Origin of the sequence: Citrobacter sp. CK199 (genome assembly GCF_030333285.1) — a bacterium.
Classification (GTDB): Bacteria; Pseudomonadota; Gammaproteobacteria; order Enterobacterales; family Enterobacteriaceae; genus Citrobacter_B; species Citrobacter_B koseri.
In genome coordinates, this window is record NZ_JAOWGF010000026.1 from 485,919 (window position 1) to 512,065 (window position 26,147).

Genomic DNA, 26,147 nt, shown 5'->3' on the forward strand with positions numbered 1-26,147 from the left:
GAGAAGCAATGAAATATTCCTTAGGGCCGGTGCTTTACTATTGGCCGAAAGAGACGCTGGAAGCATTTTATCAGCAGGCCGCCACCAGCAGCGCCGACGTGATTTACCTTGGCGAAGCGGTATGCAGCAAACGCCGCGCCACCAAAGTGGGCGACTGGCTTGATATGGCGAAATCCCTTGCCGGAAGCGGCAAGCAGGTCGTGCTCTCCACGCTGGCGCTGGTACAGGCCTCCTCTGAATTAGGCGAACTAAAACGCTATGTGGAAAACGGCGACTTCCTGCTGGAGGCCAGCGATCTCGGCGTCGTGAATATGTGCGCCGAGCGCAAGTTGCCGTTTGTCGCCGGTCATGCGCTTAACTGCTATAACGCGGTAACGCTGCGTCTGCTGCTTAAACAGGGCATGGTGCGCTGGTGCATGCCGGTCGAGCTTTCCCGCGACTGGCTGGTGAATCTGCTGAACCAGTGCGATGAGCTCGGCATCCGCAATCAGTTTGAAGTGGAAGTGCTGAGCTACGGTCATCTGCCGCTGGCGTACTCCGCCCGCTGTTTTACCGCGCGTTCAGAAGACCGCCCGAAAGACGAGTGTGAAACCTGCTGCATCAAGTACCCGAACGGGCGCAACGTGTTGTCGCAGGAGAATCAGCAGGTGTTCGTGCTTAACGGTATTCAGACCATGAGCGGCTACGTTTATAACCTCGGCAACGAACTGACCTCCATGCAGGGGCTGGTCGACATTGTGCGCCTTTCCCCGCTGGGTACGGAGATATTCGCCATGCTCGACGCCTTCCGCGCCAATGAAAACGGCAGCGCGCCGTTGCCGCTGGCCGCGCACAGCGACTGCAACGGTTACTGGAAACGCCTGGCCGGTCTGGAACTACAGGTGTAACTGAACCTTGCCGGATGGCGGCATAAATGCTTTATCCGGCCTACAATGCGCTTGTAGGCCTGATAAGCGAAGCGCCATCAGGCAGTTGATGTTTGCTCCCCGCCTTATACCGCTCACTTTGTTAACAACGGTAATCAAATTTTAATGCAGTATTAAATGATTCACCGACGACAAAGTGAGCCGTTATGACTGACAAAACCATTCCATTCTCGCTGCTGGATCTGGCACCGATCCCCGAAGGCTCCTCTGCGAAAGAGGCCTTCTCACACTCACTGGATCTCGCCCGTCTGGCAGAGCGGCGCGGCTATCACCGCTACTGGCTGGCGGAACATCACAACATGACCGGTATCGCCAGCGCGGCGACATCGGTGCTGATTGGCTATCTGGCCGCCAATACCACCACACTGCATCTGGGTTCTGGCGGGGTGATGCTCCCCAACCACTCACCGCTGGTTATCGCCGAGCAGTTCGGTACGCTGAATACACTCTATCCTGGACGGATTGATCTGGGCCTGGGGCGCGCGCCGGGAAGCGATCAGCGCACCATGATGGCGCTGCGCCGTCATATGAGCGGCGATATTGATAATTTCCCGCGCGACGTTGCTGAACTGGTGGACTGGTTCGACGCGCGCGATCCCAATCCACATGTACGCCCGGTTCCGGGCTATGGCGAGAAGATCCCGGTGTGGCTGCTGGGTTCCAGCCTGTACGGCGCACAGCTGGCGGCGCAGCGTGGTCTGCCGTTCGCCTTCGCCTCCCACTTCGCGCCCGATATGCTGTTCCAGGCGCTGCATCTCTATCGCACCCAGTTCAAGCCGTCCGCGCGGCTGGAAAAACCGTATGCGATGGTGTGCATCAATATCATCGCCGCTGACAGCAATCGCGATGCGGAATTTCTGTTTACCTCTATGCAGCAGGCGTTTGTGAAACTGCGTCGCGGCGAGACCGGGCAGCTACCCGCGCCAATTCAAAATATGGATCAGTTCTGGTCGCCGTCCGAGCAATATGGCGTGCAGCAGGCGCTGAGCATGTCGCTGGTGGGCGATAAAGCCAAAGTGCGTCACGGGCTGGAATCTATTCTGCGCGAAACGCAGGCGGATGAGATTATGGTCAACGGGCAGATTTTCGATCATCAGGCGCGGCTGCATTCATTTGACCTGGCGATGCAGGTGAAAGAGGAGTTGGTGGGGTAGTGCGTTGTTTTGCCCGGTGGCGCTTCGCTTACCGGGCCTACGAGATTGTTCAGGCCGGATAAGGCGTAGCCGCCATCCGGCACAACAAACTTACTGGTACACTGGTAGCAAGTTCACGCTCGACAGAATATGCACCAGCGCGTTGCCGATACCGAATACCAGGATCAGCGCAATCATCGGCTTGCCGCCCCAGACGCGGAATTTCGGGCTGCCGAAGCGTTGGCGTGAAGCTCGCGCCAGCAGAGCCGGAACGATGGCTGCCCAGATGGTTGCCGCCAGCCCCGCATAGCCGATAGCATACAGGAACCCGTTCGGCCACAGCAGACCGCCAATCACCGGCGGCAGGAAAGTCAGCAGCGCAGTTTTGAAGCGCCCCAGCGCCGAATCATCAAAACCAAACAGATCCGCCAGATAGTCAAACAGACCAAGCGTCACGCCGAGGAACGAACTCGCCACCGCAAAGTTAGAGAACACCACCAGCAGCAGATCCAGACTGCGGCTGTTCAGTACGCCGCTCAGCGCCTGTACCAGCACATCAATATTACCGCCCTGCTGCGCAATACCGATAAACGCCGGGCGCGGAATATTACCCATCGTACCCAACAGCCAGATGGTATACAGCACCAGCGCCATCAGCGTACCGTACACCAGGCATTTCACGATGGTACGCGGATCTTTACCGTAATACTTCATCAGGCTTGGCACGTTGCCGTGATAACCAAACGACGCCAGACAAAACGGCAATGTCATCAGCAGGTACGGCGTGTAAGACGCGTTGCTTTCGGCCACGTTAAACAGCGTCGCCGGCGTGACGTGCCCCAGCAGACTGCCGAAGGTCAGAAAGAAGGTGATGACTTTCGCGCCCAGCACAATCGCCGTCATCCGGCTAACCGCTTTCGTACTCAACCAGACGACAAAGGCCACCAGCAACGCAAACGCAAAACCTGCTGCCCGCGCCGGAACGTTCAGCGACATTTCAGCAAAGGTATGATGCAGAATCGAGCCGCTCGCCGAGATATAGGCGTAGGTCAGGATATAGAGCACAAAGGCAATAGAGATCCCATTCACCACGTTCCAGCCTTTACCCAGCAGGTCTTTGGTGATGGTGTCAAAGCTGGAGCCAATCCGGTAGTTGAGGTTGGCTTCGAGGATCATCAGCCCGGAATGCAGCATACAGAACCAGGTAAACACCAACGCCGCCATCGACCAGAAGAACCACGCACCGGACATGACCACCGGCAGGGAGAACATTCCCGCGCCAATAATGGTGCCGCCGATGATCACCACGCCGCCAAGCAGCGAAGGTGACGTTTGGGTGGTGGTTAGTGTTGCCATTCAGCCCTCTCTCCAGTGAATAATATTGCGACTGCATTTTATTGTGTCGCACTGTACCAGTACGCGAGTACAAAAGAAATAAAAAAAGCCCCGATCGCAATCATCGGGGCTGTATATTTTACTTTACGGTGCGAGACCGCGATTTAGCGTGAATTACGCATCACCGCCGAAACGACGACGACCGGTGGAGTCGTCACGACGCGGCGCACGGCCTTCACGACGCTCACCGCTGAAACGACGACCATCACCACGGCCACCTTCACGACGTTCGCCGCCAAAACCACGACCGCCTTCACGACGCTCGCCACCGAAGCTACGACCACCGCCACGACGCTCGTTACCGGAATGCGGTTGCGCATCGCCCAGCAGCTGCATGTTCATCGGCTTGTTCAGGATGCGGGTGCGCGTAAAGTGCTGCAACACCTCACCCGGCATACCTTTCGGCAGCTCAATGGTGGAGTGGGAAGCAAACAGCTTGATGTTACCAATGTAACGGCTGCTGATGTCGCCTTCGTTAGCAATCGCGCCAACGATATGACGCACTTCAACACCGTCATCACGGCCCACTTCAATGCGGTACAGCTGCATATCGCCAACGTCACGACGTTCACGACGCGGGCGATCTTCACGGTCACCACGATCAGCACGCGGGCCACGATCGTTACGATCGCGCGGACCACGGTCATCACGGTCACGGAATTCACGTTTAGGACGCATCGGCGCATCCGGCGGTACGATCAGCGTGCGTTCGCCCTGCGCCATTTTCAGCAGTGCGGCAGCCAGCGTTTCGAGATCCAGCTCTTCGCCTTCTTCGGTCGGCTGGATTTTCGCCAGCAGTGCGCGGTACTGATCCAGATCGCTGCTTTCCAGCTGCTGCTGAACTTTCGCTGCAAATTTTTCCAGACGGCGTTTGCCCAGCAGTTCTGCGTTCGGCAGTTCCACTTCCGGGATGGTCAGCTTCATGGTGCGTTCAATGTTGCGCAGCAGACGACGCTCGCGGTTCTCAACGAACAGCAGTGCGCGGCCAGCACGACCCGCACGACCGGTACGGCCGATACGGTGAACGTAAGACTCGGAGTCCATCGGGATATCGTAGTTTACAACCAGGCTGATGCGCTCAACGTCCAGGCCACGGGCCGCAACGTCAGTTGCAATCAGGATATCCAGACGACCGTCTTTCAGACGCTCCAGAGTCTGCTCACGCAGCGCCTGGTTCATGTCGCCATTCAGCGCGGCGCTGTTGTAACCGCTACGCTCCAGCGCTTCAGCCACTTCCAGGGTCGCATTTTTAGTACGAACGAAGATAATCGCCGCATCAAAATCTTCAGCTTCCAGGAAACGCACCAGCGCTTCGTTTTTACGCATGCCCCAGACAGTCCAGTAGCTCTGGCTGATGTCAGGACGCGTGGTCACGCTGGACTGAATGCGCACTTCCTGCGGCTCTTTCATAAAGCGGCGGGTAATGCGACGAATCGCTTCCGGCATGGTGGCAGAGAACAGTGCGGTCTGATGACCTTCAGGAATCTGCGCCATGATGGTTTCAACGTCTTCGATGAAGCCCATACGCAGCATTTCGTCGGCTTCGTCCAGCACCAGACCGCTCAGTTTAGAGAGATCCAGCGTGCCGCGTTTTAAGTGATCAAGCAGACGTCCCGGCGTACCGACAACGATCTGCGGCCCTTGACGCAGGGCGCGTAACTGCACGTCATAACGCTGGCCGCCGTACAGGGCAACCACGTTCACGCCGCGCATATGTTTAGAGAAATCCGTCATGGCTTCAGCAACCTGAACCGCCAGTTCGCGGGTCGGTGCCAGCACCAGAATCTGAGGTGCCTTCAGCTCAGGATCAAGATTGTTAAGCAGCGGTAAGGAGAACGCTGCGGTTTTGCCGCTACCGGTCTGGGCCATACCCAGAACATCGCGACCGCCCAGCAGATGCGGGATGCACTCTGCCTGGATTGGAGATGGTTTTTCGTAACCCAGATCGTTAAGGGCGTCAAGGATAGGAGCCTTCAGGCCCAGATCTGCAAAAGTGGTTTCGAATTCAGCCATGTAGTACGTGTGCCTCAAAATTAATGGCGGCCAGTCTACATAACTCATCATGAAATTGATCTGCAATTTTCATTGAAAAGTGTGAACCGGCTCAAAGTAGGTGTATTAACGAACAACAACGCCCTCACCCGTGAAGGTGATGGCAATCAAAAAGATTACGGGCTGATGTGTACGTCAGCTATTGCTGGTCCGATTCTGCCAGGTCATCTTGGTCCTGGCCCAGGAGCGATAATTCCAACAATGCGTATCGGTGCTCAACAAAGTTATGAACGTTGTTAGCCACCGCCAGTTTGAACAATGCCGTAGCGTTGTCCAAATCCCCCAGACTTAGGTAATACTTACCTAAATAGAAGTTGGTTTCACTGAGATGCTCAGCGAGCGAGGTGTTATCCGTTGCGTCCGCCTTCAGGCGTTCCATCAGCGTTGCTTCGCTAATGTTGCCCAGGTAGAACTCGACAATGTTCCATCCCCATTGTTCTTTATCCGATTTCTCGAAGCGTTGCTTTAACGCTTCTTTCGCCTGCTTCTCATCGAGCTTCTGCTCAGCGAGATAAAGCCACAGGCTGCGGAAAGGATCATTGGGATCGTCTTGATAAAACGCCAGCAGATCATCTTGCGCTAACTTGTCGCGACCGCCGTAATACAATGCGATACCGCGATTTAAGTACGCGTAGTTGTAAGTTGGATCAAGCTCAAGTACAGAATCAAACGCTTCATAGGCAGCATCAAAATTGCCTGCCTGCGTTAAATAAATGCCTAAGTAATTGAATACTTCAGGCATATCCGGTCGGATTGCCAGCGCTTGTGAAAAATCATTTCGCGCTAATGCCCTCAGACCCAGACTATCATACAACACTCCGCGCTCATATAAAAGCTGTGCGCGTTCGTCATCGGTTAAAGCCCGACTGGCAAGAATTTGTTCCATGCGTGCCAGAATCACTTCCTGCTGCAAAGTCGGTTGCAATGGCACCGCGAGGACTTCACTCTTACGCCAGGCAGAGTTGCTGCATCCTGCCAGCGTGAGTGCTGTCGCAACGAAACACCAGCGCAAAAAAGGCTTCATTTCCCACTCCCGAAGACAACGATTGAATGAACGTCCTGTTCCCCGGTTGCTGACAAGGCGTCCTGCCGGGTCAAAGGCCCTCCGCCAAAGCGGAGGGCAAATGGCAACCTTACTCGCCCTGTTCTGCTGCCGGAGCTTCCGGCGCCGCAGCTGGTTGAGACTGCTCAGTTGCTTCTTTAATGCTCAGACGTACGCGGCCCTGGCGATCAACTTCCAGAACTTTAACCGGTACTTCCTGACCCATTTGCAGGTAATCGGTCACTTTCTCTACGCGCTTGTCAGCGATCTGAGAGATGTGTACCAGACCTTCTTTACCGCCGCCAATGGCAACAAACGCGCCAAAGTCAACGATGCGGGTCACTTTACCATTGTAGATACGGCCCACTTCGATTTCCGCAGTGATCTCTTCGATACGACGGATAGCATGTTTCGCTTTTTCGCCGTCGGTCGCCGCGATCTTCACCGTACCGTCATCTTCGATTTCGATGGTGGTGCCGGTTTCTTCGGTCAGAGCACGGATAACAGAACCGCCCTTACCGATAACGTCTTTGATCTTGTCCGGGTTGATCTTGATGGTGTGGATACGCGGAGCGAACTGAGAAATATCGCCACGCGGCGCGTTGATCGCCTGTTCCATCACGCCCAGGATGTGCAGACGCGCACCTTTTGCCTGGTTCAGCGCAACCTGCATGATCTCTTTGGTGATACCTTCAATTTTGATATCCATCTGCAACGCAGAGATACCGTCGCGGGAACCCGCCACTTTGAAGTCCATATCGCCCAGGTGGTCTTCGTCGCCCAGGATGTCAGACAGAACAACAAAGTTGTCGCCTTCTTTCACCAGACCCATCGCGATACCCGCAACGGCCGCTTTAATCGGCACGCCTGCGTCCATCAGCGCCAGGGAAGCGCCACACACGGAAGCCATAGAGGAAGACCCGTTGGATTCAGTAATTTCAGACACCACGCGAACGGTGTACGGGAATTTGTCCATTTCCGGCATAACTGCCAGAACGCCGCGCTTCGCCAGACGACCGTGACCAATTTCACGACGCTTCGGAGAACCGACCATGCCGGTTTCGCCAACGGAGTACGGAGGGAAGTTATAGTGGAACAGGAAGCTGTCAGTGCGTTCGCCCATCAGTTCATCAAGAACCTGCGCGTCACGAGCGGTACCCAGCGTCGCCGTGACCAGCGCCTGCGTTTCGCCACGAGTGAACAGCGCGGAACCGTGAGTACGCGGCAGCACGCCAGTACGCACGTCCAGGCCACGGATCATGTCTTTTTCACGGCCATCAATACGCGGCTCGCCGGCCAGAACGCGGCTACGAACAACGTTTTTCTCGATAGCGTGCAGGATTTCGCCCAGTTCGTTTTCGTCCAGGGTTTCGTCTTCTGCAACCAGCGCAGCGATGGTTTCAGATTTGATCACGTCAACCTGAGCATAACGCTCCTGTTTGTCGGTGATACGGTAAGCGTCGCTCAGGCGAGCTTCGGCCAGTGCAGCAACGCGCGCGTTCAGCGCTTCATTTACCGCTTCCGGCTGCCAGTCCCAACGCGGTTTGCCCGCTTCTTTCACCAGATCGTTGATGTTCTGAATCACAATCTGCTGCTGCTCGTGGCCGAATACCACGGCGCCCAGCATGGTGTCTTCGCTCAGCAGTTCTGCTTCGGATTCAACCATCAGAACAGCCGCTTCAGTACCGGCAACCACCAGGTCCAGCTTACTTTCTTTCAGTTCGTCCTGAGTCGGGTTCAGTACATACTGGTCATTGATATAACCAACACGCGCGGCGCCAATCGGGCCGTTGAACGGAATGCCGGACAGAGACAGCGCGGCAGAAGCACCGATCATCGCGACGATATCCGGGTTAACCTGCGGGTTAACGGAAACGACGGTTGCGATAACCTGAACTTCGTTAACGAAGCCTTCCGGGAACAGCGGACGAACCGGGCGGTCAATCAGACGCGCGATCAGGGTTTCGCCTTCGCTCGGACGGCCTTCACGACGGAAGAAGCTGCCCGGGATACGGCCAGCAGCGTAAGTACGCTCCTGATAGTTAACGGTCAGCGGGAAGAAATCCTGGCCCGGCTTCGCTTTTTTCTGACCAACAACGGTAACGAATACCGCAGTGTCATCCATGCTTACCATAACGGCGGCAGTTGCCTGACGCGCCATCATGCCAGTTTCCAGCGTAACGGTATGCTGACCGTACTGGAATTTACGAACGATCGGATTAAGCAAAATAATACCCTTTCTTAATTTTTGACGGCACACTCAGGCGCCATCGTTAATACCCGATCTTCTGCGCATCCTCGCGACTAATGACAACCCTAACCCATGCTCTTTGGGTGAAGCCTCTCATTAGCCGCGCGAACCTCTGCAACGGAAGATCATCCATAGCAACAATACATTAGTTTCCAGTGAATTGCTGCCGTCTGGTTGAAAAAAGGGGCCATGAAGGCCCCCTCTTTCTGAAACTCGCAAGAATTAGCGACGCAGACCCAGACGCTCGATCAGCGCGGTGTAACGTGCAACATCTTTACGTTTCAGGTAGTCGAGCAGTTTACGACGCTGAGAAACCATGCGCAGCAGACCACGACGGCTGTGGTGATCTTTTTTGTGCTCTGCAAAGTGGCCCTGCAGGTGGTTAATCTGTGCAGTCAGCAGAGCAACCTGAACTTCGGTAGAACCGCTGTCGTTAGTACCACGACCAAACTCAGAAACGATTTTAGCTTTAGCTTCAACGCTTAGAGACATGATGAACTCCAAAAATAATAAAGAATGAAAGGGTGCCAATCTCTAATTCAGCGACCCCATGTAAACGCCGCGCGAACTTGTTAAAAAATTTACGTGACGTTAAGCGGCGGTATTCTACTCGTAGCGTCCTGTTATCGCAAGACGGAGCAGCATTACGCCGGGTACTCAACCACTAACCGACGAGGCGCCACGCGGCCTTCATCGTCGATTTCGCCCATGCCAATAAATTTTTCGTCATCACCTTCAGTCACGCGAACCAGCCCTTCAAGCGGCACGCCTGTCGTCCGTACCGGGTTACCGTTTTTAAAGTAAACCGATGACGTTAAAGGAAGATTGACAACTGGATAGTCCGAAGCCGGACTGTCCATCGGCATCAGCAGCGGATCTAACAGTTGCGCAGCCGGAATATCCTGCCGTTCCGCCTGTTCAACAAGCTCACGTAGCTGTTCCAGCGTGACCATACGGTCAACCGGATATTTACTGACCGCCAGACGTCGCAGGAAGATCACATGCGCGCCACACCCAAGTTTCTCACCCAAATCATCGATAATGGTGCGAATGTAGGTGCCCTTCGAGCAGTGAACCTCCAGTTCCAGTTCATCCCCTTCGTGGCGAATAAACAGCAGTTCGTAAACGGTAATCGGGCGGGCTTCACGGGGAACTTCAATCCCCTGACGCGCATATTCGTAGAGCTTCTTGCCCTGATACTTCAGCGCCGAATACATCGATGGAATCTGCTCGATATCGCCACGGAACGTCTCCAGCACGGCAGCTAACTGCTCTGCGCTGAAGGTCACCGGACGTTCCTGCACGATTTGACCATCGGCATCGGAGGTGTCGGTACGCTGCCCCAGGCGGGCAACCACGCGATAACGTTTGTCAGAATCCAGCAGATACTGCGAAAACTTTGTCGCTTCCCCGAGGCAGATGGGCAACATGCCTGTCGCCAGCGGGTCCAGCGCGCCGGTATGTCCGGCACGGTTGGCGTTATAGATGCGTTTTACTTTCTGCAAGACGTCATTGCTGGACATGCCCTGCGGCTTATCCAGCAGCAGGACGCCGTGAATGTCGCGACCACGACGACGAGGACGACTCATTAGTCCTCCTTGCTGTCGTCCGGGTTCACACGACGTTCTTCGTCATGTTTCACCACGTTAGTCACCAGGTTAGACATACGCATCCCTTCAACCAGCGAGTTGTCGTAGAAGAAGGTCAGTTCCGGCACGATACGCAGACGCATCGCTTTCCCCAGCAGGGTACGGATAAAGCCAGACGCTTCCTGCAACGCTTTGATGCCCGCTTTTACCGCGTCTTCATCTTTGTCGTTCAGAAAGGTGACATACACTTTGGCATAGGCCAGATCGCGGGACATCTCCACACCGGAAACGGTGGTCATCATGCCAAGACGCGGATCTTTAATTTCGCGTTGCAGGATGATAGCGATCTCTTTTTGCATTTCCTGGGCTACGCGCTGCGGGCGACCAAATTCTTTCGCCATAATAAATTCTCCAGAATAAAGACAAAAAAGGGGCCAAAAGCCCCTTTTTAAATTTCATGCCGGGTGGCGTGGGCTATAAATTGTAGGCCTGATAAGCATGGCGCCATCAGGCATTACATTGCCGGATGGCGGCGTAAACGCCTTATCCGGCCTACAACCCGGCCGACCTTACGCAATCGTACGTTGGATCTCGATGATCTCGAACACTTCGATCATATCGCCAACGCGAACGTCGTTGTAGTTCTTAACGCCGATACCACATTCCATGCCGTTACGGACTTCGTTAACGTCATCTTTGAAGCGGCGCAGGGATTCCAGCTCGCCTTCGTAGATAACCACGTTGTCGCGCAGTACGCGGATCGGGTTGTGGCGTTTAATCGTACCTTCAGTAACCATACAGCCTGCGACAGCGCCAAATTTCGGTGATTTGAACACGTCACGGACTTCAGCCAGACCAATGATCTGCTGTTTCAGTTCTGGAGACAGCATGCCGCTCATTGCCGCTTTCACTTCGTCGATCAGGTTATAGATGACGGAGTAGTAGCGCAGATCCAGGCTTTCCGCTTCAATCACTTTACGCGCAGAGGCATCGGCACGCACGTTGAAGCCAACCAGGATCGCGTTGGATGCAGCAGCCAGGGTTGCGTCGGTTTCGGTGATACCACCTACGCCGGAACCGATGATCTTCACTTTCACTTCGTCGGTAGACAGTTTCAGTAAAGAGTCGGAGATCGCTTCCACAGAGCCCTGAACGTCCGCTTTCAGTACGATGTTCACTTCATGAACTTCGCCTTCGGTCATGTTAGCGAACATGTTCTCAAGTTTAGATTTCTGCTGACGCGCCAGTTTAACTTCGCGGAATTTACCCTGACGATACAGCGCAACTTCACGGGCTTTCTTCTCGTCACGAACCACGGTCACTTCATCACCGGCAGCCGGAACACCGGACAGACCCAGGATCTCAACCGGAATGGACGGACCCGCTTCCAGCACTTCCTGACCCAGTTCGTTACGCATTGCACGAACGCGGCCATATTCGAAGCCGCACAGGACGATGTCGCCTTTGTTCAGCGTACCTTCACGAACCAGGACGGTTGCAACCGGACCACGACCTTTATCCAGGAAGGATTCGATTACCGCGCCGCTCGCCATGCCTTTACGAACTGCTTTCAGTTCGAGGACTTCAGCCTGCAACAGGATTGCATCCAGCAGTTCGTCGATGCCAGTACCCGCTTTTGCAGATACGTGGACGAACTGGCTTTCGCCGCCCCACTCTTCCGGCAGGATGCCGTACTGGGACAGTTCGTTTTTAACACGATCCGGATCGGCTTCTGGCTTATCGATCTTGTTCACCGCAACCACAACCGGCACACCCGCCGCTTTCGCATGCTGGATAGCTTCGATGGTCTGTGGCATCACGCCGTCGTCTGCCGCCACAACCAGAACAACGATATCCGTTGCCTGCGCACCACGAGCACGCATAGAGGTAAACGCGGCGTGACCCGGGGTATCCAGGAAGGTGATCATACCGTTGTCGGTTTCAACGTGGTAAGCACCGATGTGCTGGGTAATGCCGCCCGCTTCGCCAGAGGCAACTTTCGTTGAACGAATGTAGTCCAGCAGAGAGGTTTTACCGTGGTCAACGTGGCCCATGATGGTCACAACAGGAGCACGCGGTTCTGCCGCCGCACCTGTATCACGGTCGCTCATTACCGCTTCTTCCAGCTCGTTTTCACGACGCAGGATAACTTTATGGCCCATCTCTTCAGCAACCAGCTGTGCGGTTTCCTGGTCGATGACCTGGTTGATGGTTGCCATCGCGCCCAGCTTCATCATCGCTTTGATGACCTGAGAGCCTTTTACCGCCATCTTGTTCGCCAGCTCGCCAACGGTGATGGTTTCACCAATCACAACGTCACGGTTAACAGCCTGAACCGGTTTCTGGAAGCTCTGTTGCAGAGCAGAACCTTTACGGTTTTTACCGCCTTTACCGCCGCGAACGGCCGCACGGGCTTCTTCACGATCGGCTTTCGATTCAGAGTGTTTGTTGCCTTTTTTCGCCGGACGCGCTGCTTTCGCATTGCGACTACGGCCACGGCCGCCTTCAACTTCACGGTCGTTTTCGTCTTCGGCCTGGCGGGCGTGTTGAGACGTGGTAACGTGATAATCGCTGGTGTCTTCAGTCGGCTCCGCGTTATCAGTCCATTTGTTCTCTTCCGCCATGCGGCGAGCTTCTTCTGCTACGCGACGCGCTTCTTCTTCAAGTTTGCGACGCGCTTCTTCTTCCGCTTTACGCTTCAGCTCTGCTGCTTCATTTTCACGGCGGGCTTTTTCGGCCTGGGCGGTTTTGGTCATATCGTCAGTCTGTTGATTGCTCACTTTGTCTTTTTCCGCAGCTTCACGTTTCGCTTTTTCAGCGGCGTCACGTTTAGCTTGTTCTGCGGCCTCACGGTCAGCTTTTTGTTGCGCCTCGCGTTTGGCTGTTTCTTCTGCCTCACGACGGGCTTGCTCTTCCGCTTCACGCTGCGCCTGCTCTTCCGCAGCGAGACGTTCTGTCTCTTGCGGATCGCGTTTCACAAAGGTGCGTTTCTTGCGGACTTCGATTTGTACCGATTTACTTTTTCCACCGGTACCTGGAATATTCAACGTGCTGCGCGTTTTACGTTGCAGCGTCAACTTATCCGGCCCTGAACCATTTTCACGATTCAGGTGCGCCAGTAAAGTCTGTTTTTCTTGTGCGGACACAGAGTCATCAGCAGACTTCGGGATACCGGCATCAGCGAATTGCTGTACCAGGCGATCCACGGAGGTCTGTATCTCTGCGGCCAGCGCTTTTACGGTTACATCTGTCATGCTGTTCCTTCCTGCTACAGTTTATTACGCTTCGTCGCCGAACCAGCAAATATTACGGGCAGCCATAATCAGCTCACCGGCTTTTTCGTCGGTCAACCCTTCGATATCAGCCAGATCATCAATGCCCTGCTCAGCGAGATCTTCCAGCGTACAAACACCACGGGCAGCCAGTTTGAATGCCAGGTCGCGACCCAATCCTTCCAGATTCAGCAGATCGTCAGACGGTTTGTTATCACCAAGGCTTTCTTCCTGGGCCAGTGCCAGAGTGGTCAGTGCGTTTTTGGCACGCTCGCGCAGCGCTTCAACGGTCGGTTCATCCAGCCCGTCGATTTCCAGCAGTTCTTTCATTGGCACGTAGGCCAGTTCTTCCAGCGTCGCGAAACCTTCTTCAACCAGTACGGTTGCGAACTCTTCATCAATATCGAGATATTTGGTGAAGGTATCGATCGCTGCATGTGCTTCAGCCTGATGCTTAGCCTGCAAGTCATCAACCGTCATCACGTTAAGTTCCCAGCCGCTCAGTTGCGCAGCCAGACGGACGTTCTGACCATTACGTCCGATCGCCTGAGCCAGGTTACCGGCTTCAACAGCGATATCCATGGTGTGTTTATCTTCATCCACCACGATAGAAGCGACGTCTGCTGGCGCCATTGCGTTAATCACGAACTGCGCCGGGTTATCATCCCACAGGACGATATCGATACGCTCGCCGCCCAGTTCAGTAGAAACGGCCTGAACGCGCGCACCACGCATACCCACACAGGCGCCGACCGGATCGATACGCTTGTCGTTGGTTTTCACCGCGATTTTCGCACGGGAACCTGGATCGCGAGCCGCCGCTTTAATCTCAATGACTTCTTCGCCGATTTCCGGTACTTCAATACGGAACAGCTCGATCAGCATTTCCGGTTTGGAACGCGTCACAAACAGTTGCGCACCGCGCGCTTCCGGGCGAACGGAGTACAGAACGCCACGAATACGGTCGCCAGGACGGAAGTTTTCGCGCGGCAGCATATCTTCACGCAGGATCACGGCTTCAGCATTGCTGCCCAGATCCAAAGAGATGTTGTCGCGGTTTACTTTCTTCACCACGCCGGTGATGATTTCGCCTTCGTGCTCGCGGAACTGATCGACCACCATCGCACGCTCGGCTTCACGTACTTTCTGTACGATAACCTGTTTTGCCGTCTGGGTGGTGATACGGTCAAAGGTGACAGATTCAATCTGATCTTCAACGTAGTCGCCCAGGTTCAGGCTTTCGTCTTCAAAACGCGCCGCTTCCAGCGTAATTTCTTTTGTCGGCAGCGTGACTTCTTCTACGATTAACCAACGACGGAAGGTATCGAAATCACCGCTTTTACGATCGATTTGTACGCGAACATCGATCTCTTGTTCGTATTTTTTCTTCGTTGCTGTAGCCAGCGCACTTTCCAGCGCTTCAAAAATCTTCTCGCGTGGCAGCGCTTTCTCATTGGAAACGGCTTCAACAACGGCCAAAATTTCTTTGTTCATCGCGGGCTTTTCACCTCAATCCAGACTATTAAAAGTGGGGAACCAGGTTCGCCTTCTGGATATTACTCAGCGCGAACACTTCATCTTTACCTTCGACTGTGACAGTGATCATTTCACCGTCAACCGCTTTGATAACGCCCTGCCATTTACGACGGTTTTGTACCGCCATACGAAGTACCAGCGTCACTTCTTCACCCAGGAAACGCGCGTAGTGCTCAGCCGTGAACATAGGACGGTCGAGACCTGGCGAGGAGACTTCCAGGTTGTATGCCACAGTGATGGGATCTTCGACATCCAGCACCGCGCTCACCTGGTGACTCACATCAGCACAATCATCAACATTGATGCCATCTTCACTATCAATATAGATGCGCAGTGTGGATGTGCGACCGCGAATAAATTCGATGCCGACCAGTTCGTAACCTAAGGCTTCAACTGGCGCTGTAATCATCTCTGTTAATTTTTGCTCTAATGTGGACAAGCCCACCCCCAAGACATAAAAAAAGGGCCTAAAGCCCAGTTATTCTGTAGTCAGATAACAAAAAACCCCGATAAATCGGGGCTTTAGATAACTGAACCCTATAACCGCAACTGCGGTCTGGAGAACCTTCCGAAAGAATTTTTTTCAAATCCAGCTACGAAGGCCTAAGTCTTCACAGTATATTTGAAAAAGAACTCTAAGGGAAAGTGGTTGCGGGGGCCGGATTTGAACCGACGACCTTCGGGTTATGAGCCCGACGAGCTACCAGGCTGCTCCACCCCGCGCCTGAAACGTGGCAAATTTTACTCGCTTTGGGTAAAAGATGCAAATACTGCTGGGATTTGGTACCGAGGACGGGACGTAAAATCTGCGCGTATTATATTGATTCGATATGCGATATGTCAACCGCGTTAATAATATGCACATGAATGAATACCAACCCGGCCTCCGTTAAGAAGCCGCGCCAGTCAGGAAAGAAGCCACCCCATACCGTTTTTTAACGAAATTATCACTAAACTCTTCCTGTCATCCGTAAAAGATGATTAAATGAAAACTCACTTATTTTGCATAAAAATGCACTGAGAGCAGAAAGCCGATCTCTTCATCAGTCTATCAAGCAGGGTTTTATTTATGACGACGATTCTCAAGCATCTTCCGGTAGGTCAACGTATTGGTATCGCTTTTTCCGGCGGCCTGGACACCAGTGCTGCACTGCTGTGGATGCGACAAAAAGGCGCTGTCCCTTATGCATATACTGCGAATCTGGGCCAGCCAGATGAGGATGACTATGACGCCATTCCTCGTCGCGCAATGGAATACGGCGCAGAGAACGCTCGCCTGATTGATTGCCGTAAACAGCTGGTTGCCGAAGGGATCGCCGCGATTCAGTGCGGCGCTTTCCATAACACCACCGGCGGACTGACCTATTTCAACACCACGCCGCTGGGGCGCGCCGTTACCGGCACGATGCTGGTCGCCGCGATGAAGGAAGATGGTGTTAACATCTGGGGCGACGGCAGTACCTATAAAGGAAACGACATCGAGCGTTTCTACCGTTACGGTCTGTTGACCAACGCAGAGCTACAGATTTACAAACCGTGGCTGGATACCGACTTTATTGATGAGCTGGGCGGTCGTCATGAGATGTCCGAGTTTATGATTGCCTGCGGTTTCGACTACAAGATGTCCGTCGAAAAGGCCTATTCCACTGACTCCAACATGCTCGGCGCGACCCATGAAGCCAAAGATCTGGAATTCCTGAACTCCAGCGTCAAGATCGTCAATCCAATCATGGGCGTCAAGTTCTGGGATGAAAACGTGAAAATCCCGGCGGAAGAAGTTACCGTGCGCTTTGAACAGGGGCATCCTGTCGCGTTGAACGGTAAGACCTTCAGCGATGATGTTGAACTGATGCTGGAAGCCAACCGTATCGGCGGCCGTCACGGTCTGGGTATGAGCGATCAGATTGAGAACCGTATCATCGAAGCGAAGAGCCGGGGTATCTATGAAGCGCCGGGGATGGCGCTGCTGCATATTGCCTACGAGCGTCTGCTAACCGGCATCCACAACGAAGACACGATCGAGCAGTATCATGCGCATGGCCGTCAGTTAGGCCGCCTGCTGTATCAGGGCCGCTGGTTTGACTCCCAGGCGCTGATGCTGCGTGACGGTCTGCAACGTTGGGTGGCCAGCCAGATTACTGGTGAAGTCACGCTGGAGCTGCGTCGTGGTAACGATTATTCGATCCTGAATACCGTCTCTGACAATCTGACCTACAAACCAGAGCGTCTGACGATGGAAAAAGGAGACTCCGTGTTCTCGCCGGATGACCGTATCGGTCAGTTGACGATGCGCAACCTGGATATCACCGATACGCGTGAAAAACTGTTTGGTTATGCGCAGTCGGGCCTGCTTTCCGCCTCTTCCGCGACAGGTTTGCCGCAGGTTGAAAATCTGGAAAACAAAGGCAAGTAAGTTAACGGACAACGATTAAAGGCCGCGTAAGCGGCCTTTTTTGTGGGCGGTGTAGGCCTGATAAACGAAGTGCCATCAGGCACATTACGTAACATGTCGGATGGCGGCGTAAACGTCTTATCCAACCAACAAAAACAAAGTCTATAACCCCCGCGAGATACAGACGAAAAAAAAGACGCTTTTCAGCGTCTTTTTTTCGGAATATTGGTACCGAGGACGGGACTTGAACCCGTAAGCCCTATTGGGCACTACCACCTCAAGGTAGCGTGTCTACCAATTCCACCACCTCGGCACGGAAATCTTAGTGTGGGATATCGCTGCTCGGCTGTGCCGGTGCAACTGGCTGAGTCTGCTCGGTTTTTGCCGGAGCGCTCAGATTTTCCCACTCACTTCCTTTATTGGTCTTGTTGCTGTTGATATTGCCCAGCGCCAGACTGATGATGAAGAACAACGTTGCCAGCACAGCCGTCATGCGGGTCATGAAGTTACCAGAACCACTTGAACCAAACAGCGTAGCGGAAGCGCCTGCTCCAAAGGAGGCTCCCATATCAGCGCCTTTACCTTGCTGTAGCATGATCAAGCCTACCAGGCCAATTGCCACAATAAGGAAAACTACCAAAAGAGCTTCGTACATAATCAACCTGTTCCTTGCGGAGTTGCCGCATACCAATGCTTCAACCAATAAAGCGGGATAATTTACTGTTTCCCACTGAAGCGGGTGTGAATACTAACCAAAGCGAATGACCTTCGCAAGGGCAATTTTAGTGCATTGTATCAACTGCGGAAAAAAACAGCAAAAAGGTCTTTTTCCTGCAACAAAAAGGCGGCAAACGCCGCCTTTTTAGTCACTTATCACCAGGATTAAACCGCTTTTACGGCATCCGCAATACGATGAGCAAACTCAGTAACCTGCGCTTCATCCTCGCCTTCTACCATTACGCGAATTAACGGTTCAGTACCGGACTTACGCAGCAGCACGCGACCACGATTTCCCAGCGCCGCTTCGACTTCCGCCGTCACCGCCTTAACGTTGTCATTCTCCAGCGGATCGCCGCTACCGGCCGCATAACGTACGTTAACCAGAATCTGCGGGAACATTTTCATGCCGCTGCACAAATCGTGCAGACTCATGTGGTTACGCACCATCGCCGCCAGAACCTGTAGCCCCGCGACAATACCGTCACCGGTGGTGGTTTTATCCAGCAGAATAACGTGGCCGGAGTTTTCCGCCCCAATACGCCAGCCTTTTTCTTGCAGTTTTTCCAGCACGTAGCGGTCGCCGACTTTAGCACGCACGAACGGAATGCCCAGCTGTTTCAACGCCAGCTCCAGGCCCATGTTGCTCATCAGCGTACCGACTGCGCCACCGCGCAGTTGACCCTGACGCAAACCTTCGCGGGCGATGATATACATGATCTGATCGCCATCGACTTTATTCCCTTCATGGTCAACCATGATCACGCGATCGCCGTCGCCGTCCAGCGCGATCCCTAAATCGGCTTTCTCCGCGATCACGCGAGCCTGTAGCGCACGCACATCCGTAGCGCCGACTTCTTCATTAATATTGACGCCGTTCGGCTCACAGCCAATCGCAATGACATTCGCACCCAGTTCACGCAGGACGTTCGGTGCAATGTGATAGGTCGCGCCGTTGGCGCAATCCACAACAATCTTCAGCTCATTCAGGCTCAGTTCGTTCGGGAACGTACCTTTGCAGAACTCAATGTAGCGCCCCGCAGCATCCACAATACGGCTGGCTTTACCCAGCTCTGAGGAATCCACGCAGGTGATCTCTTTTTCCATCTCTGCTTCAATAGCCTCTTCAACTTCATCAGGCAGTTTGGTGCCGTCAATGGAGAAGAATTTAATCCCGTTGTCATAAAACGGGTTATGCGAAGCGGAGATAACGATCCCGGCCTCTGCACGGAAGGTTCGGGTCAGGTAAGCCACCGCAGGCGTCGGCATCGGGCCGGTAAAAGAGGCAGACAATCCCGCCGCCGCCAGACCGGCTTCCAGCGCAGACTCCAGCATATAGCCAGAAATACGCGTGTCTTTACCGATAATGATTTTACGTGAACCATGACGCGCCAGCACTTTCCCTGCGGCCCAGCCCAGCTTAAGCACAAAGTCAGGAGTAATGGGCGCATCGCCTACACGACCACGGATCCCATCGGTGCCAAAATATTTACGATTACTCATAGCGTTTATTTTCCTTTGCAGACAGGGTGGCTTCTACCACACGCATCGCTTCTACGGTTTCTTTAACGTCATGGACACGAATGATATGCGCCCCCTGCATTGCGGCGATAACCGCACACGCCAGGCTCCCGCTCAAACGATCGGAGGGCCCGACGTTGAGCAACTGACCAATCATCGATTTACGTGACATTCCCACCAGCAGCGGCAGGTTAAAATGATGAAACTCCGCCAGACGTGCCAGTAACGTATAGTTATGGGAGAGATTTTTACCGAAACCGAATCCCGGGTCGAGCAACAATTTCTCTTTTGCGATGCCAGCCCTTTCACAGCGTGCTATTTGGTCAATAAAGTAGCGATTGACCTCCGCAAAAACGTCTTCGTACTTTGGCGCTTCCTGCATTGTTTTAGGCTGCCCTTGCATATGCATCAGGCAGACCGGTAAACCAGTCTCAGCCGCCGCCTCAAGCGCGCCCGGTTCAGAGAGGGAGCGAATGTCGTTGATGATGTGAGCGCCCACTCTTGCCGATTCCCGAATCACCTCCGGTTTTGAGGTATCCACTGAAATCCATACCTCAAAACGCTGGGCGATGGACTCAACCACCGGGATCACGCGTTCCAGTTCTTCTTCAACGCTGACATCCGCCGCACCCGGTCGCGTTGATTCACCGCCGACATCAATAATCGTCGCTCCGGCGTTAATCATCAGATTAGCGTGCTTCACCGCCTCCACCAGCGTATTGTGCGTCCCGCCATCGGAGAAAGAATCTGGCGTGACGTTCAGGATGCCCATTACGTGTGGGTGAGAGAGATCCAGCGTGGAGCCCTGGGCGAAGAGTTTCATAGCTAATCCTTCTGATGTTATTTCAAATATAAAAAACCCCGGAGCAAGCCCCAGGGTTTCGGTGAAGCAGAGTCATCAATAACAGATAACTTATTTGTCGCCTAACTGCTCTGACATGGTGTTGCCTGGGTTCGGCGTACGCGGTTCATCAACCGGGCGCGGCGCACGAGGCGTGCCATTGTTGTCAGAGTTGTTGGTGCCGTTCGGATCTTCCCAGCCAGCTGGCGGGCGAACTTCGCGGCGCGCCATCAGGTCATCAATCTGCGGCGCATCGATGGTCTCATACTTCATGAGCGCATCTTTCATTGCATGCAGGATGTCCATATTGTCATTCAGGATCTGACGAGCGCGATTGTAGTTACGTTCAATCAGCGCTTTCACTTCCTGGTCGATGATACGCGCGGTTTCATCAGACATGTGTTTGGCTTTCGCAACGCTACGTCCCAGGAACACTTCACCCTCTTCCTCTGCATACAGCAGCGGACCGAGCTTATCGGAGAAGCCCCACTGGGTGACCATGTTACGCGCCAGGTTAGTCGCGACTTTAATGTCGTTCGACGCACCGGTAGAAACATGCTCTACGCCATAGATGATCTCTTCCGCCAGACGACCGCCGTACAACGTGGAGATCTGGCTTTCCAGTTTCTGACGGCTGGCGCTAATCGCGTCGCCTTCAGGCAGGAAGAAGGTCACACCCAGCGCACGACCGCGCGGAATAATCGTCACTTTATGCACCGGATCGTGCTCAGGAACAAGGCGACCAATAATCGCATGGCCTGCTTCGTGGTAAGCGGTAGATTCTTTCTGCGCTTCCGTCATCACCATGGAGCGGCGTTCCGCACCCATCATGATTTTGTCTTTCGCTTTCTCGAACTCAACCATGGATACCACACGCTTGTTGCCACGGGCAGCAAACAGCGCCGCTTCGTTCACAAGGTTCGCCAGATCGGCGCCAGAGAAGCCCGGCGTGCCGCGTGCGATGATTGCCGCATCGATATCCGGCGCCAGCGGTACGCGACGCATATGCACTTTCAGGATCTGCTCACGACCACGCACGTCTGGCAGACCTACCACGACCTGACGGTCGAAACGGCCAGGACGCAGCAGCGCAGGGTCAAGTACGTCTGGACGGTTAGTCGCCGCGATAACGATGATACCTTCGTTACCTTCAAAGCCATCCATCTCAACCAGCATCTGGTTCAATGTCTGTTCACGTTCATCATGACCGCCGCCCAGACCCGCGCCACGCTGGCGGCCTACGGCGTCGATTTCATCGATGAAGATAATGCACGGCGCCGCTTTCTTAGCCTGTTCGAACATGTCACGCACACGAGATGCGCCAACACCGACGAACATTTCGACAAAGTCAGAACCGGAAATCGTAAAGAACGGGACTTTCGCTTCGCCTGCGATAGCTTTCGCCAGCAGGGTTTTACCCGTACCCGGAGGACCGACCATCAGGACGCCTTTCGGGATTTTACCGCCCAGCTTCTGGAAGCGGCTTGGTTCACGCAGATACTCGACCAGCTCAGCCACTTCTTCTTTCGCTTCGTCACAACCTGCGACATCGGCAAAAGTGGTTTTGATCTGATCTTCCGTCAGCATGCGCGCTTTACTCTTACCGAACGACATGGCGCCTTTGCCACCGCCGCCCTGCATCTGACGCATGAAGAAGATCCAGACGCCGATCAGCAACAGCATCGGGAACCAGGAAATAAAGATTGAAGCCAGCAGGCTCGGCTCTTCAGGTGGTTCGCCAACAACCTTGACGTTTTTGGTCAGCAGGTTATCAAGCAGCTTCGGATCGTTAACCGGAATGTAGGTCGTGTAACGGTTACTATCTTTCTTGGTAACGTTGATCTCACGTCCGTTGATACGCGCTTCACGAACCTGGTCCTGGTTGACCTCTTGCAGGAAGGTAGAGTAATCCACCTTACGGCCATTAGACTCGCTGGGCCCAAAGCTCTGGAATACTGACATCAGCACAACGGCAATGACCAGCCAGAGTATTAGGTTTTTCGCCATGTCACTCAAGGGATTAACCTCTTATTACAACTGTGTTAAAAACAGCGTCAGGATACTCTATATCCAGCTTCTTTCAAACTTTCGTCTGAAATCCCCCGGTTATGGTTTTCGCCCGGTCGCTACAATATACACTTCGCGTGAACGCGCACGCGAAGAGTCCGGCTTACGAACTTTAACCTTCGTAAACAGGGAGCGAATTTCCCTTAGGTACTCATCGAAACCTTCGCCCTGGAACACCTTCACTACAAAACTTCCACCTGGCGCCAGCACATCACGACACATTTCTAACGCCAGTTCCACCAGATACATGGCGCGGGGGATATCCACCGCCGGTGTTCCGCTCATGTTTGGTGCCATATCTGACATGACAACTTGTACTTTACTGTCACCCACGCGTTCCAGCAGCGCTTTCATAACAAGTTCATCACGAAAGTCGCCCTGAAGAAAGTCCACACCAACGATAGGATCCATAGGTAAAAGATCGCAAGCGATGATACGGCCTTTGCCGCCAATCTGCGTGACCACATACTGTGACCAGCCTCCTGGCGCAGCACCGAGGTCGACAACCGTCATCCCCGGCTTAAAAAGTTTGTCACTTTGCTGTATTTCATCAAGTTTAAACCAGGCACGGGAACGTAACCCCTTTTTCTGCGCCTGTTGAACATATTTATCGCTAAAGTGTTCCTGAAGCCAGCGACTCGAGCTGGCAGAACGCTTTTTACCTGTCATTTAACTTTCCCGTCGGGGCAATTCATCGTTACCCGTAGCGTAAATTTTTACGCGCTCATTTGGTGATATATGGGAGATGGCGGTAGAATGACCCGTTTTCAATCCCAACGTAAGCAAAAATATACGATGAATCTGAGTACTAAACAAAAACAGCACCTGAAAGGTCTGGCACATCCGCTCAAGCCGGTAGTTATGCTTGGCAACAATGGTTTGACCGAAGGGGTACTGGCCGAGATTGAACAAGCGTTAGAGCACCATGAACTTATCAAGGTGAAGATCGCCTCGGAAGATCGCGAAACCAAAACCTTGATCGTGGAAGCTATCGTACGCGAAACCGGCGCCTGTAACGTACAGGTCATCGGTAAAACGCTGGTACTTTATCGCCCAACTAAAGAACGTAAAATCTCGCTGCCACGCTAAGAATATCCTAAAGTCGAACACAAAATCTGTGTAAAACGAGGGGTTTTCCGCAAGCAGGAGAGCAAAATGCCACGCTCTCTTCGTTGATAAAAGGCCGCATAGCGGCCTTTTTCCTTTCTTTACAATACATCAACATCTTGAGTATTGGGTAATTCTTACAGGTATTCCACCTTAATCACTTCGTATTCCACTTCGCCGCCAGGCGTTTTGATGGTCACGACGTCATCCTGCTCTTTGCCAACCAGGCCGCGCGCGATAGGTGAATTCACGGAAATCAGGTTCTGTTTAAAATCCGCTTCGTCATCGCCGACAATACGCCAGGTCTGCTCTTCATCGTTATCGAGATTCAGAACAGTTACCGTTGCGCCGAAAACAACACGTCCGTTGTTCGGCATCTTCGTCACGTCGATCACCTGCGCATTCGACAGCTTCGCCTCGATATCCTTGATACGTCCTTCGCAGAAACCCTGCTGTTCACGCGCAGCGTGATACTCGGCGTTCTCTTTCAGGTCGCCATGCTCACGCGCTTCCGCGATAGCGGCGATGATTTCAGGACGGCGCACAGATTTCAGAAAATCCAGCTCTTCGCGCAGTTTTTCGGCACCACGTAAAGTCATCGGAATAGCTTGCATTTGTTATACCTCTTGAACATTCCTGTAGGGGGTGATTGACCCCACCTCGGCTGCTAAGCCTGCTCCGGTATGCGTTCTACCAAAGCCAGAAGCAAAAAAATACCGACCCGGGTACAAAGCCCCAGGTCAGCTACAATTCTCAATTTGATACGTATTTTACCCTGGAGTTCCCTATGGGTCATCGTTTACTTTCCAGGGCATTGCGCCGTAGTATGACGGCTTGTTTCCAGGTTGTTAGCGCGAGATTATGCGATTTTCCAGATTTATCATCGGATTGACCACCAGTATAGCGTTCAGCGTCCAGGCCGCGAATGTTGATGAATACATCAATCAGCTCCCTGATGGGGCCAACCTTGCTTTCATGGCTCAGAAGGTCGGCGCGTCCACGCCCGCGATTGATTACCATAGCCAGCAGATGGCGCTGCCCGCCAGTACGCAAAAAGTGATCACGGCCCTCGCGGCATTGATTCAGCTCGGCCCCGATTTTCGTTTTACCACCACGCTGGAGACAAAAGGCAACGTGGACAATGGCGTCTTAAAAGGGGACTTAGTGGCGCGATTTGGTGCCGATCCGACGCTAAAACGCCAGGATATTCGCAATATGGTCGCGACGCTGAAAAAATCCGGCGTGACGCAAATTGCGGGAAATGTGCTCATCGACACCTCCATTTTCGCCAGCCATGACAAAGCGCCAGGCTGGCCCTGGAATGACATGACGCAATGTTTTAGCGCCCCCCCCGCAGCCGCCATTGTCGATCGCAACTGCTTTTCCATCTCCCTCTACAGCGCGCAAAAACCGAATGACTTAGCGTATATTCGCGTGGCGTCCTATTACCCGGTGACCATGTTCAGTCAGGTTCGCACCCTCCCACGCGGCTCTGCGGAAGCGCAATACTGTGAGCTGGATGTCGTTCCGGGGGATTTAAACCGCTTCACGCTGACAGGCTGTCTGCCGCAGCGCGCCGAACCGTTACCGCTGGCCTTCGCCATTCAGGACGGCGCCAGCTATGCCGGAGCGATCCTGAAAGACGAGTTAAAACAAGCAGGTATTACCTACAGTGGTACGCTGTTACGCCAGACGCAGGTCAACGAACCCGGAACGGTGGTTGCCAGCAAGCAGTCTGCGCCGCTGCATGATTTGCTTAAGATTATGCTGAAAAAATCGGACAACATGATTGCCGATACCGTCTTTCGCATGATCGGCCACGCACGCTTCAACGTTCCCGGCACATGGCGGGCGGGATCTGATGCCGTACGCCAGATCCTGCGTCAGCAGGCTGGCGTTGATATTGGCAATACCATCATCGCTGACGGTTCGGGCCTCTCTCGCCACAACCTGATTGCCCCGGCCACCATGATGCAGGTGCTGCAATACATCGCCCAACACGACAACGAGCTGAACTTTATCTCCATGCTGCCACTGGCGGGATATGACGGCTCTCTGCAATACCGTGCGGGTCTGCATCAGGCTGGGGTCGATGGTAAAGTTTCGGCGAAAACAGGCTCGCTGCAAGGGGTCTATAATCTGGCGGGATTTATTACAACGGCAAGTGGACAACGGATGGCGTTTGTTCAGTATCTTTCCGGGTATGCCGTTACGCCAGCTGACCAGCGCAATCGTCGTATTCCGTTAGTACGTTTTGAAAGCCGGTTGTACAAAGATCTTTATCAGAACAACTAGGTGAGGATAGT

At 53.7% G+C, this 26,147-nt stretch carries 22 protein-coding genes and 2 tRNA genes; 5 read left to right on the forward strand and 19 right to left on the reverse strand.

Annotated elements, in window-relative coordinates:
• The first annotated feature begins 8 nt into the window (after positions 1-8).
• Both OGX75_RS13390 and OGX75_RS13395 read left to right on the forward strand, forming a co-directional pair.
• Complete coding sequence (locus OGX75_RS13390; protein WP_049011502.1) at positions 9-887, forward strand: U32 family peptidase; 879 nt, start codon at positions 9-11, stop codon at positions 885-887.
• Between the two features lie 185 nt (positions 888-1,072).
• The gene (locus OGX75_RS13395; protein ID WP_047461014.1) at positions 1,073-2,080 is read left to right on the forward strand and encodes a luciferase-like monooxygenase; all 1,008 of its coding nucleotides are present in this window, start codon (positions 1,073-1,075) and stop codon (positions 2,078-2,080) included.
• 90 nt (positions 2,081-2,170) lie between these two features.
• Here OGX75_RS13395 and mtr read toward each other — a convergent pair whose 3' ends face one another.
• The 12 genes from mtr to OGX75_RS13455 form a co-directional block, all read right to left on the reverse strand.
• Positions 2,171-3,415, reverse strand: coding sequence for a tryptophan permease (gene mtr, locus OGX75_RS13400; RefSeq protein ID WP_047461011.1), 1,245 nt, complete (start codon positions 3,413-3,415; stop codon positions 2,171-2,173).
• 153 nt (positions 3,416-3,568) lie between these two features.
• Positions 3,569-5,467, reverse strand: a complete 1,899-nt coding sequence (gene deaD / locus OGX75_RS13405) for an ATP-dependent RNA helicase DeaD (RefSeq protein ID WP_024130983.1) — start codon at positions 5,465-5,467, stop codon at positions 3,569-3,571.
• Positions 5,460-5,540, reverse strand: coding sequence for a protein YrbN (gene yrbN, locus OGX75_RS13410; RefSeq protein WP_010723222.1), 81 nt, complete (start codon positions 5,538-5,540; stop codon positions 5,460-5,462). Before yrbN ends, deaD begins: the two co-directional genes overlap by 8 nt.
• 105 nt (positions 5,541-5,645) lie before the next feature.
• Positions 5,646-6,530 (reverse strand): lipoprotein NlpI, encoded by an 885-nt coding sequence (gene nlpI / locus OGX75_RS13415; protein WP_012135296.1) that lies wholly within the window; start codon positions 6,528-6,530, stop codon positions 5,646-5,648.
• Between the two features lie 109 nt (positions 6,531-6,639).
• Positions 6,640-8,775 (reverse strand): polyribonucleotide nucleotidyltransferase, encoded by a 2,136-nt coding sequence (pnp, locus tag OGX75_RS13420; RefSeq protein ID WP_047461008.1) that lies wholly within the window; start codon positions 8,773-8,775, stop codon positions 6,640-6,642.
• Between the two features lie 246 nt (positions 8,776-9,021).
• A complete protein-coding gene (rpsO, locus tag OGX75_RS13425; protein WP_003861789.1) occupies positions 9,022-9,291 on the reverse strand; it encodes a 30S ribosomal protein S15 in 270 nt (89 codons plus the stop codon).
• A 152-nt stretch (positions 9,292-9,443) separates the two neighbouring features.
• Positions 9,444-10,388 (reverse strand): tRNA pseudouridine(55) synthase TruB, encoded by a 945-nt coding sequence (truB, locus tag OGX75_RS13430; RefSeq protein WP_286451099.1) that lies wholly within the window; start codon positions 10,386-10,388, stop codon positions 9,444-9,446.
• The gene (gene rbfA, locus OGX75_RS13435) at positions 10,388-10,789 is read right to left on the reverse strand and encodes a 30S ribosome-binding factor RbfA (RefSeq protein WP_001040203.1); all 402 of its coding nucleotides are present in this window, start codon (positions 10,787-10,789) and stop codon (positions 10,388-10,390) included. Before rbfA ends, truB begins: the two co-directional genes overlap by 1 nt.
• A gap of 168 nt (positions 10,790-10,957) precedes the next feature.
• Positions 10,958-13,642, reverse strand: coding sequence for a translation initiation factor IF-2 (infB, locus tag OGX75_RS13440; protein ID WP_012135301.1), 2,685 nt, complete (start codon positions 13,640-13,642; stop codon positions 10,958-10,960).
• A gap of 24 nt (positions 13,643-13,666) precedes the next feature.
• Positions 13,667-15,154, reverse strand: a complete 1,488-nt coding sequence (gene nusA, locus OGX75_RS13445) for a transcription termination factor NusA (protein ID WP_012135303.1) — start codon at positions 15,152-15,154, stop codon at positions 13,667-13,669.
• A gap of 28 nt (positions 15,155-15,182) precedes the next feature.
• Positions 15,183-15,635 (reverse strand): ribosome maturation factor RimP, encoded by a 453-nt coding sequence (rimP, locus tag OGX75_RS13450; protein ID WP_012135304.1) that lies wholly within the window; start codon positions 15,633-15,635, stop codon positions 15,183-15,185.
• Positions 15,636-15,842: 207 nt separating this feature from the next.
• A tRNA-Met gene (locus OGX75_RS13455) sits at positions 15,843-15,919 on the reverse strand.
• Positions 15,920-16,265: 346 nt separating this feature from the next.
• On the opposite strand from OGX75_RS13455, the gene argG reads away from it, so the two are divergent.
• Complete coding sequence (gene argG / locus OGX75_RS13460) at positions 16,266-17,609, forward strand: argininosuccinate synthase (protein WP_012135306.1); 1,344 nt, start codon at positions 16,266-16,268, stop codon at positions 17,607-17,609.
• A 205-nt stretch (positions 17,610-17,814) separates the two neighbouring features.
• Here the strand turns inward: argG and OGX75_RS13465 are convergent.
• The 6 genes from OGX75_RS13465 to rlmE all read right to left on the reverse strand — a co-directional run bounded on the left by OGX75_RS13465 (position 17,815) and on the right by rlmE (position 23,403).
• Positions 17,815-17,901 (reverse strand) — tRNA-Leu (locus tag OGX75_RS13465).
• Positions 17,902-17,910: 9 nt separating this feature from the next.
• Positions 17,911-18,243, reverse strand: a complete 333-nt coding sequence (gene secG, locus OGX75_RS13470) for a preprotein translocase subunit SecG (protein ID WP_012135307.1) — start codon at positions 18,241-18,243, stop codon at positions 17,911-17,913.
• A 227-nt stretch (positions 18,244-18,470) separates the two neighbouring features.
• Positions 18,471-19,808, reverse strand: coding sequence for a phosphoglucosamine mutase (gene glmM / locus OGX75_RS13475; protein WP_286451098.1), 1,338 nt, complete (start codon positions 19,806-19,808; stop codon positions 18,471-18,473).
• On the reverse strand, positions 19,801-20,649 hold the full coding sequence (folP, locus tag OGX75_RS13480) for a dihydropteroate synthase (RefSeq protein ID WP_058668151.1): 849 nt from the start codon (positions 20,647-20,649) through the stop codon (positions 19,801-19,803). Before folP ends, glmM begins: the two co-directional genes overlap by 8 nt.
• 90 nt (positions 20,650-20,739) lie before the next feature.
• Positions 20,740-22,674 carry an ATP-dependent zinc metalloprotease FtsH gene (gene ftsH, locus OGX75_RS13485; protein ID WP_012135310.1) on the reverse strand — a complete coding sequence of 645 codons (1,935 nt, stop codon included), beginning with the start codon at positions 22,672-22,674 and terminating at the stop codon, positions 20,740-20,742.
• A 99-nt stretch (positions 22,675-22,773) separates the two neighbouring features.
• The gene (gene rlmE / locus OGX75_RS13490; RefSeq protein ID WP_000145975.1) at positions 22,774-23,403 is read right to left on the reverse strand and encodes a 23S rRNA (uridine(2552)-2'-O)-methyltransferase RlmE; all 630 of its coding nucleotides are present in this window, start codon (positions 23,401-23,403) and stop codon (positions 22,774-22,776) included.
• Positions 23,404-23,529: 126 nt separating this feature from the next.
• Between rlmE and yhbY the strand changes: the two genes are divergently transcribed.
• On the forward strand, positions 23,530-23,823 hold the full coding sequence (gene yhbY / locus OGX75_RS13495; protein WP_004139797.1) for a ribosome assembly RNA-binding protein YhbY: 294 nt from the start codon (positions 23,530-23,532) through the stop codon (positions 23,821-23,823).
• Between the two features lie 155 nt (positions 23,824-23,978).
• On the opposite strand, the gene greA is transcribed toward yhbY, so the two are convergent.
• Positions 23,979-24,455, reverse strand: coding sequence for a transcription elongation factor GreA (greA, locus tag OGX75_RS13500; RefSeq protein WP_012135312.1), 477 nt, complete (start codon positions 24,453-24,455; stop codon positions 23,979-23,981).
• Positions 24,456-24,702: 247 nt separating this feature from the next.
• On the opposite strand from greA, the gene dacB reads away from it, so the two are divergent.
• On the forward strand, positions 24,703-26,136 hold the full coding sequence (dacB, locus tag OGX75_RS13505) for a serine-type D-Ala-D-Ala carboxypeptidase (RefSeq protein ID WP_049010979.1): 1,434 nt from the start codon (positions 24,703-24,705) through the stop codon (positions 26,134-26,136).
• Positions 26,137-26,147: the final 11 nt, after the last annotated feature.